This window comes from Mesorhizobium sp. WSM4871 (assembly GCF_055811295.1).
In genome coordinates this window covers 241,093-256,734 of the sequence record NZ_JBVVPU010000011.1, presented here as the reverse complement: position 1 = coordinate 256,734, position 15,642 = coordinate 241,093, and the positions used below count along the sequence as shown (strand labels likewise).

General features: G+C 62.8%; 15 protein-coding genes and 1 other RNA gene. 9 read left to right on the top strand and 7 right to left on the bottom strand.

Annotation, left to right across the window (positions count from 1 at the left end):
• Positions 1–106 precede the first annotated feature (106 nt).
• The 3 genes from AC0L2H_RS23155 to AC0L2H_RS23145 all read right to left on the bottom strand — a co-directional run bounded on the left by AC0L2H_RS23155 (position 107) and on the right by AC0L2H_RS23145 (position 4,760).
• On the bottom strand, positions 107–1,984 hold the full coding sequence (locus AC0L2H_RS23155) for an extracellular solute-binding protein (protein WP_473592365.1): 1,878 nt from the start codon (positions 1,982–1,984) through the stop codon (positions 107–109).
• Positions 1,984–3,861 carry an extracellular solute-binding protein gene (locus tag AC0L2H_RS23150; protein ID WP_473592364.1) on the bottom strand — a complete coding sequence of 626 codons (1,878 nt, stop codon included), beginning with the start codon at positions 3,859–3,861 and terminating at the stop codon, positions 1,984–1,986. The genes AC0L2H_RS23155 and AC0L2H_RS23150 overlap by 1 nt, the downstream gene beginning before the upstream one ends.
• A 158-nt stretch (positions 3,862–4,019) precedes the next feature.
• A complete protein-coding gene (locus AC0L2H_RS23145) occupies positions 4,020–4,760 on the bottom strand; it encodes a c-type cytochrome (RefSeq protein ID WP_473592363.1) in 741 nt (246 codons plus the stop codon).
• Positions 4,761–4,953: 193 nt separating this feature from the next.
• Between AC0L2H_RS23145 and AC0L2H_RS23140 the strand changes: the two genes are divergently transcribed.
• Positions 4,954–5,682 (top strand): 3-deoxy-manno-octulosonate cytidylyltransferase, encoded by a 729-nt coding sequence (locus tag AC0L2H_RS23140; RefSeq protein WP_473592362.1) that lies wholly within the window; start codon positions 4,954–4,956, stop codon positions 5,680–5,682.
• A 24-nt stretch (positions 5,683–5,706) separates the two neighbouring features.
• Positions 5,707–6,570, top strand: coding sequence for a prephenate dehydratase (locus tag AC0L2H_RS23135; RefSeq protein ID WP_473592361.1), 864 nt, complete (start codon positions 5,707–5,709; stop codon positions 6,568–6,570).
• Positions 6,571–6,901: 331 nt separating this feature from the next.
• Here AC0L2H_RS23135 and AC0L2H_RS23130 read toward each other — a convergent pair whose 3' ends face one another.
• The 4 genes from AC0L2H_RS23130 to AC0L2H_RS23115 all read right to left on the bottom strand — a co-directional run bounded on the left by AC0L2H_RS23130 (position 6,902) and on the right by AC0L2H_RS23115 (position 8,852).
• Entirely contained in the window at positions 6,902–7,201 is a 300-nt protein-coding gene (locus AC0L2H_RS23130; protein WP_473592360.1) for a Dabb family protein, read from the bottom strand.
• A 21-nt stretch (positions 7,202–7,222) separates the two neighbouring features.
• On the bottom strand, positions 7,223–8,164 hold the full coding sequence (nudC, locus tag AC0L2H_RS23125) for an NAD(+) diphosphatase (RefSeq protein WP_473592358.1): 942 nt from the start codon (positions 8,162–8,164) through the stop codon (positions 7,223–7,225).
• A gap of 41 nt (positions 8,165–8,205) precedes the next feature.
• On the bottom strand, positions 8,206–8,625 hold the full coding sequence (locus AC0L2H_RS23120; protein ID WP_473592357.1) for an HIT family protein: 420 nt from the start codon (positions 8,623–8,625) through the stop codon (positions 8,206–8,208).
• A 104-nt stretch (positions 8,626–8,729) separates the two neighbouring features.
• Positions 8,730–8,852 carry a hypothetical protein gene (locus tag AC0L2H_RS23115; RefSeq protein ID WP_473592356.1) on the bottom strand — a complete coding sequence of 41 codons (123 nt, stop codon included), beginning with the start codon at positions 8,850–8,852 and terminating at the stop codon, positions 8,730–8,732.
• A gap of 191 nt (positions 8,853–9,043) precedes the next feature.
• Between AC0L2H_RS23115 and ffs the strand changes: the two genes are divergently transcribed.
• The 7 genes from ffs (at position 9,044) to AC0L2H_RS23080 (ending at position 15,341) form a co-directional block, all read left to right on the top strand.
• An RNA gene (gene ffs, locus AC0L2H_RS23110) (signal recognition particle sRNA small type) lies at positions 9,044–9,140 on the top strand.
• Between the two features lie 106 nt (positions 9,141–9,246).
• On the top strand, positions 9,247–11,103 hold the full coding sequence (locus tag AC0L2H_RS23105; RefSeq protein WP_473592355.1) for a DNA polymerase III subunit gamma/tau: 1,857 nt from the start codon (positions 9,247–9,249) through the stop codon (positions 11,101–11,103).
• A gap of 31 nt (positions 11,104–11,134) precedes the next feature.
• Positions 11,135–11,458, top strand: coding sequence for a YbaB/EbfC family nucleoid-associated protein (locus tag AC0L2H_RS23100; RefSeq protein ID WP_097576964.1), 324 nt, complete (start codon positions 11,135–11,137; stop codon positions 11,456–11,458).
• 15 nt (positions 11,459–11,473) lie between these two features.
• Positions 11,474–11,893, top strand: coding sequence for a hypothetical protein (locus tag AC0L2H_RS23095; protein ID WP_473592354.1), 420 nt, complete (start codon positions 11,474–11,476; stop codon positions 11,891–11,893).
• A gap of 132 nt (positions 11,894–12,025) precedes the next feature.
• Positions 12,026–12,994: a cell wall hydrolase gene (locus tag AC0L2H_RS23090; protein WP_473592353.1), complete on the top strand. Its 969-nt coding sequence runs from the start codon at positions 12,026–12,028 to the stop codon at positions 12,992–12,994.
• A 288-nt stretch (positions 12,995–13,282) separates the two neighbouring features.
• Positions 13,283–13,888, top strand: coding sequence for a recombination mediator RecR (gene recR, locus AC0L2H_RS23085; protein WP_473592352.1), 606 nt, complete (start codon positions 13,283–13,285; stop codon positions 13,886–13,888).
• A gap of 175 nt (positions 13,889–14,063) precedes the next feature.
• Complete coding sequence (locus tag AC0L2H_RS23080; RefSeq protein WP_473592351.1) at positions 14,064–15,341, top strand: lytic murein transglycosylase; 1,278 nt, start codon at positions 14,064–14,066, stop codon at positions 15,339–15,341.
• Positions 15,342–15,642 lie beyond the last annotated feature (301 nt).

Sequence of the window (15,642 nt, the reverse complement as noted above, 5' to 3'; positions counted from 1 at the left end):
CTTGTGATTGGCGAAACCATCGATGAGAGCGCCCCTCTCCCCGTCACTATGCGGGGAGAGGATGCCGGCAGGCAGGTGAGGGGCGGCGCCGACGCTCGCAAGAAATTCACCCTTTGCCAATTTTTGCCGCCTTGCCCTTGTCGAACCACCACAGCGTTTCCACCGGAAAGCCGAAATCGGGTTTCTGCTCGGGAAAGCCGAACATGTCCCAATAGGCTACGCGGTGATTCGCACCGTAATATGTTGGAATCCAGTCTAGCCGCGCGCGCAAGACCCGGTCGAGCGCCCTGAGGGCCGTAACGAGCTCTGCCCGACTGCTGGCTTTGCCCGCCGCGACGATCAGCGCGTCGATGGCAGGGCTTTCGGTACCTGGATAGTTGCGCTGCCCCGGCGTCTTCGCCATCCGGGAATCGTACAGCATCTCTAGGCCGTCGACGGTGGGCGTCGCCCCGATCGACCAGTGGAGCACGTTGAAATCGAAGTCGAAATCGCTCTGCCGCTTTTCATATTGTGTCGAATCGACCTGTCGGATCGAAGCGTCGATCCCGATCGCCTTCATATTCTCGGCCCATGGCGCGAAAATGCGCACGAGGCCATCGTCCTCGGCGAGCATTTCCACCCGCAGCCGTTCGCCCTTGCCATTGACGACGAAATTGCCGGCTCGCTTCCAGCCGGCCTCGGCAAGCAGTTTCGAAGCCGCGCCCAGCAGCTTGCGGTCGTGGCCCGACCCGTCGGAGACAGGTTGCATCACCGGTTCGCCGAAGGTTTCTGGTGGCAACTCGGCTCGAAACGGCTCGAGCAGGGCCAATTCCCCGGGCGAAGGTAGTCCTACGGCCTTGTAGTCCGACCGTTCGAAATTCGATTGCGAGCGCTCGTAGGAGCCGAAAAACAGAACCCGCTGGATCCATTCGAAATCGAAGCAATTGGCGATCGCTCTTCTCACGCGCGCGTCGCGGAATTGCGGACGGCGCTGGTTCAGCGCTACGGCCTGCATGTCCGGCGATTTCTCGCCGGGAAACTCCCGTTTGACGACCTTGCCGTCCTTCAGCGCCGGAAAGTCGTAGCCGGTCGCCCATACCCGCGAGGTGAATTCCTCGCGAAAATGCGTGTCGCCTTTCTTGAAGGCTTCGAACGCTGCCTGGCGATCAAGATAGAAGTCGATACGGATGCGGTCGAAATTGTAAACACCGCGGTTCACCGCGAGATCCCTGCCCCAATAATCGGCGACGCGTTCATATTCGACCGTCCGTCCGGCTGCCACACGCCCGATTTTATATGGTCCCGAGCCGAGCGGCGGTTTCATCGTCGAGGCATCGAACTCATTGGCCGCGTAGAAGGCCTTGGACACGATCGGCATGCCAACGACCGACAGGATATTCTGCGCGGACTGCTCGCCGCTGAAGGTGAGGTCGACGGTAGTGGGATCGACTACGATTGCCTCCGTCATATGCCGCAACGCTTGGGAAAGGTTCGGATGGCCCTTGTTTTTGTAAAGCTTCAAGGCGAAGGCAACGTCCTCGGCGGTCAGCGGCGAGCCGTCATGGAAGCGCGCTTGCGGCCGCATGCTGAAGCGGAAGCCGTTGCGGTCCTGCGACAAGGTGACGGACTCGGCAAGCAGCCCATAGACCGCATCCGGCTCATCGAGTGTGCTCGCCATCAGCGAGTCGAAGCAGAGTTCGGTGCGCGGCGGTGAATCGCCCTTCAACACCAGCGAATTCAACGTGTTGAAGGTCAGGAAGCTTTGATTCAAGGTGGAGTTGGGCGGCGCGAAATTCATCTGGCCGCCCTTGGGGGCGTCCGGATTGACATAGTCGAAATGCTTGAAATCCGCCGGATATTTAAGGTCGCCGAAAGCCGACAGGCCGTGCAGTTTCACGCCGGTCGGGATGGTGGCGAAGGCGCGGCCGGGCAGCAGCGCCGTGGCCGCAACTGCGGCGCCGAGCGCCAGGAAATCGCGGCGCGGAAGCAATCTCCGCCGCTCCATCAATTACCGCCTTTGTATTTGGCGGACAGCGCCTTTTCCTTGTCCAGGTCGATCCACCAGGAATCCGTGTCCACGCCGAGATAGGCGGGCTGCTTGTCAGGCATGCCGAACTTGTTCCAGTAGGCCATCCAGACTGCCGAGCGGTAGTATTGTGGCACGACGTAGAAATTCCACAACAGCACGCGGTCGAGCGCATGGGTGGCGGCCACCAGATCGTCGCGGTCCTTGGCGAAGATCACGCGGTCGACCAGCGCGTCGACAACTGGATTCTTGATCCCCATCAGGTTGCGGGAACCCGGCCTGTCCGCTGCCTTCGAGCTCCAGAAATCGCGTTGCTCGTTGCCCGCCGAATCCGACTGCTGGAGCATTCCGGTCACCACGTCGAAATCGAAATTGTTGACACGGTTCACATACTGCGACTGGTCGATGATGCGCAGCGTGGCGTCGATGCCGATCTTGCGCAGATTGGCGATGTAGGGGCTGGCGATGACCTCGTCCGTATCGTACCAGCCGAGGATTTCGAACTTGAACGGCTCGCCGGTCTTGGCGTTGACCATTTTGCCGCCCTTGATCACCCAGCCCGCCTTGGCGAAAAGATCGACCGCAGCTTTCAGGTTCCTGCGTTCGGCTTGTGGCGAGTCGTAGACGGGCAGCTTGAACTCCTGCGTGAACAGTTCGGGTGGCAACTTGTCGCGATAGGGCTCGAGGATTTCGAGTTCCTTGCCTTGCGGCAGGCCGCTGGAGGCCAACTCCGTGCCCTGGAAATAGCTTGATGTGCGGGTGTTGAAGCCGAAGAACAGCGTGCGGTTCATGGTCTCGAAGTCGAAGGGATAGGTCAATGCCTCGCGCACCAGACGATCCCTAAACAGCGGACGCCGCTGATTGAGCACGAAACCCTGCATCGGCTGCGGCGACTTGGTCTGGAAATCCTTCTTGATGACGTCGCCGGCCTTGACGGCTGGGAAATTGTACGCGGTCGCCCATTTGCGGGAACTGTATTCCCGGTTGATGTCTTCCAGCCCGCCCTTGGTGAAGGCCTGCCATGCGGCGTTGTTGTCGAGAATGTAGGTGAAACGCTGTGTGTCGAAATTCTCGCGGCCGATCTTCACCGGCAGCTTGGCGGCCCAATAGTCGGGCACGCGCTGCCAGAGGATTTCCGACCCCGGCTTGAAGCTGACGACCTTGTAGGCGGCGGAGCCGAGTGGAATTTCCAGAGTCGGCTTGGTGACGTCGCGCTTCTTGCCGTTGGCGTCGGTGCCCTCCCACCAGTGCTTCGGCAGCACGGCGAGGTCGCCCAGAATTTGCGGCAGTTCGCGGTTGCCCTTCTGGTTGAAATGGAATTCGACCTCGCGGTCGGAGATAGCGACCGCGTCGGTGACATTCTCGAAATAGCGGCTGTATTGCGGGCTGTTGGCCTTCAGCACCTGGAAAGACCAGATCACGTCGTCGACGGTGATCGGCTGGCCGTCATGCCATTTGGCGCGTGGGTCGAGGCGGTAGGTCGCCGAGGAATAATCGTCAGGATATTTGTAGGCGTCCGCGACCAGCGGATGGCTGGTGCCGCCTTCGTCGGTCGCTTGCTCCATCAACGTGTCGTACAACATGCCGCCGCCGAACGCGGCGAAACCCGCTGCCGGCGAGCCCTGGACGATATAGGGATTGAAGCTGTCATAGGTGCCAAGCACCACCGAATTCAGCGTGCCGCCCTTCGGCGCGTCCGGATTGACATAGTCGTAGTGCTGGAAACTGTCGCCATATTTGGACTTGCCGATCAGCGACGAGGTGGTGCGCCATTCGTCCGCACGGGCCGCCTGCAATCCGGTGGTCAGAAGGACCGCTGCCAGCAACGACCTCATAAGCGTTCGGCCAACCGTCATGCCTTCTCCTCTTCGCGATGCACGTCCTCAGGCAATCTAGATCATTTGACGCCTATGAAAACCGCCGCAGGCCGGCTTTGTCGCCGCATATGCGGTTTTCCTAACAAAAAAGCCGGGCAGAACCCGGCTTTTTCATGGATATGACCATTACAATTTTGTCATTGGGCCGGGGCGGGCTCCGCAGGAGCGGCAGGCGCCGGCGCAGCAGGTTCTGCCGGCTTTGCCGGCGCAGCAGGTTCTGCCGGCTTTGCCGGCGCAGCACCTTCGGCGGGCTTGGCCGGAGCGGCACCTTCCGCAGGCTTGGCCGGAGCCGCACCTTCGGCGGGCTTGGCCGCATCGGCCGAAGCGCCAGGCGTCGGCAGCGGCTTCGGATTGTCCGACAGCGTGCGCAGATAGGCGATGACGTTGGCGCGGTCCTCGTCCTTGGGCAGGCCGGCAAAGCCCATCGCCGTGCCCTTAATGAACTTCTTCGGCGAGATGAGGAAGTGATTGATGTTGTCGTAGGTCCACTTCTCGGCGCCGCCCTTGGAAAAATCCTTCATGCCGGCCGAATAGGCAAAGCCCGCATGCTCGGCGACAGGACGGTCGATGAGATCCCACAGGTCGGGGCCAACCTTGTTCGGGCCGCCCTTCTCACCGGAATGGCAGGCCTGGCATTTCTTGAACACGGCCGCACCCGCTTCGACATTGGCGGTGGCGAGCAGGTCGGCGATCGGCTTGGCTTCCGCGGCGGGAGCTGCCGGACCGCCTTCGGTGGGCTCCGTGGCCTCAATGGCAAAGCCGGGCTTTTCGGGGGCGGGGGAGGCGAACAGCGCATCGGACACAATGCCGACCGAGAAGACCACGAAGATGGTTCCGAGCAGCCCGCCGATCAGCTTGTTGATTTCGAAAGAGTCCATACGCCCCAGGCTCCCTTTTCCGGCGGACCGATCCGTCCACTCCGTCCGTCGGTATCGTGACCTGGCCCTCGGAGCCGGTCAAATCGGGCGGAAACTAGGTCTTTTGCTCCGGCGTTGCAACACCTATAAGGGCCCTTCCAGTGAGACCTTTTGCCACTTTTCCCATCCTCTTTTTCGAACGCTTGCCGTCGTCATGTCCACGCTGATCCTCATCCCGGCCCGCATGGCCTCGACCCGCCTGCCGGGCAAGCCGCTGGCCGACATCGCCGGCGCTCCGATGATCGTCCATGTCGCCCGCCGCGCCGCCGATGCCGGGCTTGGCCGGGTGGTGGTCGCCACCGATACGCAAAGCGTGGCGGAAGCGGTGCGCCTGCACGGTTTCGAGGCTGTCATGACGCGTACGGAACACGAATCGGGCTCTGACCGCATCTTCGAGGCGCTGACCACCCTCGACCCCGGGCGCAAGGTCGAAACCATCGTCAATGTACAGGGCGACCTGCCGACGATCGATCCCGATACGATCAATGCCGCGCTGAAGCCCTTCGACGATCCGGCGGTGGACATCGCCACGCTCGGCGTCGAGATCGTCCGCGACGAGGAAAAGACCAATCCCAATGTCGTCAAGATCGTCGGCTCGCCGCTGTCCGGGACGCGGTTGCGGGCGCTCTATTTCACCCGTGCCACCGCACCCTGGGGCGAGGGGCCGCTCTATCACCACATTGGCCTCTATGCCTACCGCCGCTCGGCACTCGAACGCTTCGTCGCGCTGAAGCCATCGCCGCTGGAGCGGCGCGAGAGACTGGAGCAATTGCGGGCGCTGGAGGCCGGCATGCGCATCGACGCCGAGATCGTGCAGTCGCTGCCGCTCGGCGTCGACACGCCGGAAGATCTGGAACGCGCCAGAACCATCCTTTCGATCTGAGACATTTCAACCGAGACATTTGGCATGCCTGAAAAGACCAACAGAATATCCTTCCAGGGCGAGCCGGGCGCCAATTCCGACACCGCCAGCCGCAACATGTTCCCTGACATGGAGCCGTTGCCGTGCCCGACCTTCGAGGACGCCTTCAATGCTGTCGAGACCGGCAAGGCCGACCTCGCCATGATCCCGATCGAGAACACCATCGCCGGACGTGTCGCCGACATCCATCATCTCCTGCCGGAATCGAAGCTGCACATTATCGGCGAGTATTTCCTGCCGATCCATTTCCAGCTCATGGTTTTGCCTGGCGTCAAGCGCGACGAGATCAAAACCGTGCACAGCCATATCCATGCGCTCGGCCAATGCCGCAAATACATCCGCAAGAACGGCTGGAAGGCGATCGTCGCCGGCGACACGGCGGGCGCCGCCAAGCAGGTTGCCGCGGTGAAGGACCGCACCATGGCGGCGCTGGCGCCGGCCCTGGCCGCGACGCTTTATGGGCTCGACATCATCGAGGAGAATGTCGAGGACACCGACAGCAATGTCACCCGCTTCGTCGTGCTGACCAGGAACAGGCAATGGGCCGAACGCCGCTCGGCCGATGCCAAGATGATGACGACGTTCATCTTCCGCGTCCGCAACGTGCCGGCCGCGCTCTACAAGGCGATGGGCGGTTTCGCCACCAACGGCATCAACATGACCAAGCTGGAGAGCTATCAGCTCGGCGCCTTCACGGCGACGCTGTTCTATGCCGATATCGAGGGCCATCCCGACGATCCGCTGGTCAAGCTGGCGCTCGACGAGCTGCGCTTCTTCTCGCGCGAAATGCGGATACTCGGCGTCTACCCAGCCAGCGAATCGCGAGAGCAGTGGAAGGTGGCGGATTAGGCTGGTTTCTCAGCGTGTCGGCGACTGGTGCCAACAGGCGATTACATCGGTAAGAATGGCCGAAGCCTACCAGCTTCGTCATCCTAGGGCGAAGCAGGAGCGAAGCTCCGTCGCGGAGACCCTAGGATCCATGCCGTAACTTGCAGGTTTCACGGCGGTGCAGAATCCCGTTTTTGTGAGTGAGCGTCTCAACCGCTGTTCTTAGCCGCCGCATTTCTCGGCTGATGTCATGGCATGGATCCTAGGGTTCTTCGCGACGCCGCTTCGCGGCTGCTCCGCCCTAGGATGACGAAGTCATAGATGCCCGTGCCAATCGCAGATGTTGTGGCAGTCAGAGACCAAGCGGCACGTAGTCGATCTCCATGAAGGCCTCGACCTCCGGGATCCAGCGGTCGCGAACGAAGGCGACATGGTCGGGATGGTCGTTATAGCCGGTATAGGCCCGCTGGTCAGCGAACTCCATCGAGAAGCCGAAGCGATAGTCGTTCTTCGGGCTGACCTGCCGCAATTGCTCGAAATGCGTGACGCCCTTTATTCCCGTGAGGATTTTCTTGGCGTCGGTGAGGAACCGTTTCTCCTCGATCGAGTGCGGCTTGTGCTTCAGCGTGAACACGACGGTGTGACGGATCATTTCTCTCTCCTGCGATGTTCTTTAGTCGTTGTCTGCCCAGGCCCGGATGAGGTTGTAGGCAATCGCCCCCTTCGGCGGCGTGACCAGGCCGCCCGGGTGCTCGCGGGCCAGCATCGAACGCACCTCGTCGCGATAGAACCAGCGGCAGTCTTCCAGCTCGTTGAGATCGGCCTGGATGTCGTCGTTGAGCGGCTCGCCGAAGCAGCCGATCATCAGCGAATAGGGGAACGGCCAGGGCTGGCTGGCATGGTAGACGACGCGGCCAAGCCTGATGCCGGCTTCCTCCAGCGTTTCGCGGCGCACCGCCGCCTCGATCGTCTCGCCGGGTTCGATGAAGCCGGCAAGTGCGGAATACATGCCCGGCGCAAAATGCCGCCCGCGGCCGAGCAGGCATTTTTCGGGCGTCGCCGTCAGCATGATCGCCACCGGGTCGGTGCGCGGAAAATGCTCGGTGCCGCAGGCCGGGCAAAGCCGCTTGTAGCCGCCGGCCCGCATTTGCGACTCCGTGCCGCATTTGCTGCAGAAGCGGTGGCTGGCATGCCAGGCGAGCAGTGCGGCGCCTTGCGCCAGCGCGCCGGCCGCCGCCTCGTCGATCAGCCCCTGCATATAGACCGAGCGGTAGTCGATGGCCTTGATCGCCTCCGGCAATTGCTCGGGCTCGAGGCCTGCGGGCACGGCAAGCACCGGGCCGCTTTCGGAAAAGCCGAGCAGCACGCCACGGTCGAGCGGTGCCTCAAGCGGCTGGCTCTCCTTGGCGCCGAACCAGGGATCGAAGCCGCCGTCTCCGGGTTTCAGGTAGAGTCGCCCGCCATGCATCAGCAAAAGCCTTGTCGATGGATCGGCGAGCGCCTTTTCGACGGAATCGTCGGCGCGGTTTTCGGATTGCCGGTCAATTGTGTTGCCGGCGAAGCCGACGAACTGGCTCGGCTCGCGCAAGGGCGCGTCAAACAGGCGGAAGCTCATGGGGGACCCGGCAAAACTCAAGGATGGACACACAGACAGGCTTATAGCGCTGCCTTGATCGTTTCGGCAAACCGGCGCAGGTCCGATTGCTGGTAAGGCTCGCGCATGCCGTGCCCCCACACCGGGCCTGGCCAGCCGGGATCGCCTTCCGAGCGGGCAATGACATGGACATGCAGCTGGCGCACGATGTTGCCGAGCGCGCCGGTGTTGATCTTGGTGCAGCCGGTCACGCGCTTCAGCGCCTGCGCCACCATATTGGTCTCGAAGGTCAGCATCGCCTGGTCGAGCGGGGTCATATCGTGGATTTCCTCCACGCCCGGCCGCTGCGGGACCAGCAGCAGCCACGGCCAGCGCCGATCGTTCATCACCCGCAACTCGCACAGCCCAAGCCACATAAGCTGCTCGCTGTCTGCCTCCAGGCGGGCATCCAGCGTGAATCCGGCCTTGAGGCCCGGCAGCATCGGCGTTTTCCTCGCTTTGTAGTGTTTTCCTCAAACTCATGAACGCTAGAGCGGCTGCCAAAGGGCCGCAAGAGGCCCGCGAGCGAATCATTGGAGCAATCGCTTCAGGTCGGCGCTGCCCTCGTCGCTCTGCCGGTCACCTGGAACATTCCGAACCAGGCGCCATCGGCGAAGCCGTCGATCATTGCCGCAAGGGAGGAGATCGGATGCGCCTTGGTTTTCGCCAATCTCCAAAACCGAAGGCGTGCACATTCGTTCTCGCTTTGTGCCCGCAATTATGCTACATTTTTCGGTAGGGTGCTGATTTGCGGCGATGACCTGCCGCCAAGGCGGGTTTTTGTTTCAGCCTTTGGCTCCATCCCGGCTGATTGGTCCTGCGCTCTTGCATTTCACCGCCGAATTGCCGATATGGAAAGCGGGAGGTTGGTGGTGGACGATCCACTCGCCAACCGGGTCAGGTCCGGAAGGAAGCAGCCCTAACGAGCCCGGAACGGGTCATTGTTCCAGCCTCCCGCCTCTTCGCCTTTCTCCCGCGACATTGACGGCGCCAAGCCCTGCGGGCGAGACTACGGGCAGGAATCGGCCGCCTTGCAGACGTGGCCTTTGGAGCTTTACGGGCGAATGAGCGAAGCCGGAAATTCGGGAACCGACCGAGCGATTCAAGGCGGGGCCGTCGCCTATCGCGTTCTGGCGCGCAAATACCGTCCCTCGAATTTTTCCGAACTGATCGGCCAGGAGCCGATGGTCCGCACCCTGACCAACGCCTTTGCCAGCGGCCGCATCGCCCAGGCCTGGATGCTGACCGGCGTGCGCGGTGTCGGCAAGACGACCACGGCGCGCATCCTGGCGCGGGCGCTGAACTACAAGACATCAACCGTCGACCAGCCATCGGTCGACCTTTCCGTGCCGGGCGAGCATTGCCAGGCGATCATGGAAGGCCGCCATGTCGACGTCATCGAAATGGACGCCGCCTCCCACACCGGCATCGACGACATCAGGGACATCATCGAGCGCGTGCGCTATGCGCCGGTCTCGGCCCGCTACAAGGTCTACATCATCGACGAAGTCCACATGCTCTCCACCCAGGCCTTCAACGGCCTGCTGAAGACGCTGGAAGAGCCGCCGCCGCATGTGAAGTTCATCTTCGCCACCACCGAAATCCGCAAAGTGCCGATCACCGTTCTGTCGCGCTGCCAGCGCTTCGACCTCAGGCGCATCGACCCCGCGGTAATCAAGACCGATCTTGGTCGCATTGCCGGTCTCGAAGGCATCGATGCCGAGGATCAGGCATTGGCGATGATTGCGCGGGCCGCCGAGGGGTCGATGCGCGACGCGCAATCGATCCTGGACCAGGCGATCGCCCACGGCGCCAGCAAGGTCACTGCCGAAGCCGTGCGGGCCATGCTGGGGCTGGCCGACCGCGCCCGCATCGTCGACCTGTTCGAACATGTGATGAAGGGTGACGTGGCCGCAGCCCTTGCCGAGTTCCGGGCCCAGTACGACATCGGCGCCGATCCGGCCGCGGTGCTGACCGACCTTGCCGAGTTCAATCACCTCGTCACCCGTTTGCGCTTCGTGCCGACAGCCCTTGAAGATGCCTCGCTGTCGGAGGACGAGCGCCGCCGCGGCGCCGACTTCGCCAAGGCGCTGTCGGTCAGGGTGCTGTCGCGGACCTGGCAGATGCTGCTCAAGGGCATTCCCGAAGTGCAGTCTTCCAACCGGCCGGTCAGCGCCGCCGAAATGGTGCTGATCCGGCTGGCGCATGCCGCCGACCTGCCGACGCTAGACGAGGCGCTGAAGTCGCTGGAGGGCGCGGGCCCGAACGGCGCGCCGCGTTCGAATGGGGCGCCGGCAAGCTCCGGCCAGATAAATTCTGGCCCCGCAAGTCCTAGTCCTGCAAGTTCTGGTAATGGCGGCGGCGCCGGCACCGTGACCCAGACGCGGATGCCGGCGGCCAATGGCGGCGCGCAGACGATGCGGCTGGTCGAGCCCGAACCCATGCCGGTTGCCTTTGTTGCGCCGCCGGATCCGGTCGTCGAGACCCCGCCGGTGCCGGTCAAATCGCTGGCCGACATCGTCGCCCTTGCCGACGCCAATCGCGACATGGCTTTCAAGGTGCTGGTGAAGCGCTGCGTGCGCCTGGTGCGCATCGAGCCCGGCCGCATCGACGTCAGCCTGACCGCCGACGCGCCGAAGATGCTGCTCAACGATCTGACCGCCAAGCTGCGCGCCTGGACCGGCCGCAACTGGCTGGTGTCGCTGTCGAAGGAAGAAGGCGGCCAGACGCTGGCCGAGATGGAATCGACAAAGCGCGAAAATGCCTTCCTCGACGCCAAGAGCGACCCGACCGTTGCCGCCATCCTCGCGCGGTTTCCCGGCGCCAAGATCATCGATGTGCGCATTCCCGACGCGCCGGAAGCCGATGAGGCCGAGGCCGAAATGCCGGTCGAGCCGGCGGCGGACGACGACGAAACCTGACCAACCGTGTGAACCTGCAAAGGATCGAACCATGAAAGATCTTCTCGGCCTGATGGGCAAGGCGAAGGAAATGCAGGCCAAGTTCCAGGCCATGCAGGATGAGATCGCCACGCTGGAGGCCACCGGCCAGGCCGGCGGCGGACTGGTCAACGTGACGCTGACCGGCAAGTTCGAGATGAAGTCGCTGAAGATCGACCCGTCGCTGTTCAAGGAGGACGAGGTCGAGATCCTGGAGGATCTGCTGCTTGCCGCTCACAATGACGCCAAGAACAAGGTCGAGCAGGTCATGCAGGAGAAGACCAAGGCGCTGACGGCAGGATTGCCGATACCGCCGGGAATGAAGCTGCCGTTCTAGGATCGGGATCCGGCCATGCTAGCGGCGCCCGTGACCGATGACCCTTCCGCCAGGCTGATAGAGCAGCGCGTCCGAAACAGGATCTATGAGATCCTGGAAATCCTCGCCGACTGCGACAACGGCGTGGATCTGGTCGGGATCAGCGGTTATCTCAATCTCTTCGAGGATTTCGTCCACCGCCCATCGATCGAATCCGGCACGTCCGCTCTTTCGAGGGACGAACGCGCGATCGTGCTGGAAATCGCCGATTTTCTCGAAGCAGCCTGCGCGGCAACCCCTGACTTCACCAAAGCCGAGTTCGTCGAGAGTGACTGGCCGCGTCAGATTGCGCCCAAAGCAAGGGATGCACGGCTGCTGTTCCTGCAACGCGGGCTGTTTTCGGAGGCGTTCGAAGAGGCCGAACCCGGGCAGCGGTTCGTGCCGTCAGCCAATTGAACCTGCTCCGTGTCGGGTGTGGCTATTCTGCCACCTTCCACTTAATAACGCTTTAGCCATCTTTTTGCCTGAAAGTGTCTCATTCTTGCCGCAACCAGGGGCGGGCTGGGCAGCAGAAACGAGGGGACACTTTTGATCTCTACCCCATGGAAGATGCCGTTGTTGCTCGGCGTCGTCACTTCTCCGTTGTTTTTGGCCGCCTGTAGCCAGACCACTTCGCACGGCATGTCCAGCCTGACCGATGCGATAACGCCGAGCTTCCTGAGTTCGCGGGCCTATGGTTACACGCCGAAGGACAGGGAGTGCCTGCAGCGGGCGATGTTTTTCGAATCCAACCGGTCGAGCCGTGACGGCATGATTGCCGTCGGCACGGTGGTGATGAACCGGCTGCGCTCCGGCAAGCACGGCAACACCATCTGCCAGGTGGTCGGCGAGCGCGGCCAGTTCGCGCCGGGCGTGATGACGCGGCCGATGAATTCCAAGGCGATGCCCGATGTCGAGGAAGCCGCCGAGGCCGTCCTCAAGGGCGAGCGCAAGACCAAGCTGAAGAACACGATGTTCTTCCACACCGCGGGCCTGCGTTTCCCATACAAGAACATGCACTACACCATGGTTGCCGGCGGCAACGCCTTCTATGAAAAGCGCGGACGCAACTGGAGGCCGCTGCCCGACGAGCCGATGGTCGCCGTGGCCCAGGCCGCGCCGCGGACGTCGGCGCCTGCCGCTCCGGTCACGCTCGTCGCCTCCGCCGCGCCGGTAAAGGCGGCCAAGGCAACCTCCGCCAGGATGACTTCGGACCAGGCGACCCCCATCCAGGCAACCTATGTGACAGCAGCGGCTTCGCTGCCGGCAAAGCCAGCAAAGGCAACCTTTGCGAACGCGACCCCCAGGAAGGAAACGCCCGAGACCGTCGTGGCAATGCAAGAGCCGATGCAGGAACCGGACGCGGCCCGTTTCGGCGGCACTGCCGCACCGCCACCTGTCACCGCATCCCTGGCGGCGCCGGCCGAGCCGACAATGGCGTTTGAACCAACGCCCGAGAACACCGATGCCATCGCTGCGATGATCGTCGGCCAGGCACGGCCGCTCGAGGAGAACTGACGGCGATCGACTGTCGAGGTCGGCGCCGCCCCTCATCTGGCTGCCGCCATCTTCTCCCCGTAAGCGACGGGGAGAAGGACGCTCTCGTTGATGATTTCGCCAATCATCAGCCTTGCAGCAAGGGTGCCGAGGTTGCGGTCAGCCCTTTCTCCCCGTCACTATACGGGGAGAAATGCCCGGCAGGGCAATGAGGGGCAGCGCCGATCCGAAGCAATTGCGTGGCAGCAGCAGTCCTTGCGCTCCGAGGACACTGTTCCAAAGCGCGCGGAAAAATCCTAAACCGATGCGATGTCCAAGCGAATCGCCGGTCCCGAGATCGAACGCCTGATCCAGCTCCTGGCCAAGGTGCCGGGGCTCGGTCCCCGTTCGGCCAGGCGCGCGGCGCTCCATCTCATCAAGAAAAAGGAGCAGTTGCTGTCGCCGCTCGCCGCCGCCATGAGCGAGGCGCTCGACAAGGTACGCATCTGCTCGACCTGCGGCAACGTCGATACGTCGGACCCTTGCATGATCTGCACCGATCCGCGCCGCGATGCCGGCACGCTCATCGTCGTGGAGGACGTTTCTGATCTCTGGGCGCTGGAGCGGGCGGCGGCCATGAATGTGCGCTATCACGTGCTTGGCGGCACGCTGTCGCCACTCGACGGCATCGGCCCCGAGCAGCTCAACATACGCTCGCTGGTCGATCGTGTCGCCGGTGGCGAGGTCAAGGAGATCATCCTCGCCGTCAACGCCACGGTCGAGGGCCAGACCACGGCGCATTACCTGACGGATCAGCTCTCCGGCTTCGAGATCAAGGTGACGCGGCTGGCGCATGGCGTGCCGGTCGGTGGCGAGCTCGATTATCTCGACGAAGGCACGCTGGCCGCCGCGCTGCGCTCGCGGACGGCGTTTTGACGGGGTGGGGGAGCCTCATATGGAAATGACGGCATTCCTTCGCGCCCCCCTCTGTCCTGCCGGACATCTCCCCCTCAAGGGGGGAGATTGGCTATCATCACTGCTTTCGCCAATCGCCAACGTTGGAAGAAGATCGCCGCCCACGAAGCTGCGAATCTCCCCCCTTGAGGGGGAGATGTCCGGCAGGACAGAGGGGGGCGCGACAGAACGCAACCTTCGCAACCTCGTCTTTGCATTTCTTTTAGCCGCGCTAGCCAGCCTTTTCATTTCCACCCCCATCTCCGCCGCAAAAATCGACGACCAGTTCCGCGGCTGGCTGCAGAACGACCTCTGGCCCGAAGCCAGGGCAAAAGGCATCTCCGAGAAAACCTTCGATGCCGCCTTCGACGGCGTCAAACCGAACCTCAAACTGCCCGACCTCGTGCTGCCGGGAAAGAAGGCGACGACGCCGCGGAAGCAGCATCAGGCGGAGTTCGGTTCGCCCGGCGCCTATTTCGCCGAAAAGACGGTTCGCGCCGTCACATCGGGCGGGCGGAGGCGCGAGGCGGCCAATGCCAGGACGCTTGCCGCGATCGAGAAGCGCTACGGCGTGCCGGGCGAAGTGCTGTTGGCAATCTGGGGCCGCGAGACCGGTTTTGGCGCGGCGAAGATGCCTTACGACGCCTTCGAAGTGCTGGGCACCAAGGCGTTCATGGCGACCAGGAAGGACTTCTTTCGCACCGAGCTTTTGGCGGCGCTGGAAATCGTCGAGCGCGGGCTGGCCCCGGTCGGCGCGATGAAATCGTCCTGGGCGGGCGCGCTCGGTCAGCCGCAATTCATGCCGACCTCCTTCCTCAAACACGCTGTCGATTTCGACGGCGACGGCCGCGCCGATATCTGGAATTCGGTGCCGGACACGCTGGCCTCGATCGCCAATTATCTCGTGCATTACGGCTGGGTGAAGGGCCGTGGCTGGGGCTTCGAGGTGACTGTGCCCGAGAGCGTTTCCTGCTCGCTCGAAGGCCCCGACCAGGGCAAGAAGATTTCTGAGTGGACCGCGATGGGCATCAAGCGCGTCGGCGGCAAGACGTTCCCGGCGAGCGAGTTGAAGAAGGAAGGATTTCTCTTGATGCCGGCCGGCCGCAGCGGTCCGGCCTTCATCGCCACGCCGAATTTCTACGTGCTGAAGGAATACAACACCAGCGACCTCTATGCCCTGTTCATCGGCCATGGAGCCGACCGCATCGCCAACGGCGACAGCAATTTTTCGGGCAGCTGGGGCGCGGTCGGCGGTTTGCACAGGTCTGATATCGCCGCTCTGCAGCGGGCACTGGAAGCCAAGGGCTATGATGTCGGCAGCGCCGACGGCCTGCCCGGGTTCAAGACGCGCCGGTCGATCGGCAAATGGCAGGCCAAGAACGGCCAGGCAGCCACCTGTTTTCCCGACGCCGATCTGGTCGCGGCGATTAAGTAGCCGCAGTGCTAGTTGTGTTGACGAACCGCATGCGTTGAAGATTAGCCGAAACGCCCATCGCTTCGTCATCCTGGGGCGAAGCAAGGAGCGAAGCGACGCGGCGCAGACCCCAGGATCCTGTGTGTTGTTCAGGTGCTATGGTTGAAGTGGGAAGGAGGCCGAAAGGATCCTGGTCGCCCTTTCGAGGACAGGCCGCGGCATGGCTCGGTCCCTTCCCACCGGTGAACCATCAACCTGAACAGTTGCACGGGGCTGTCACAAGCAGACCCCGCACCACAGGAAGAGGCATGGACATGATAGT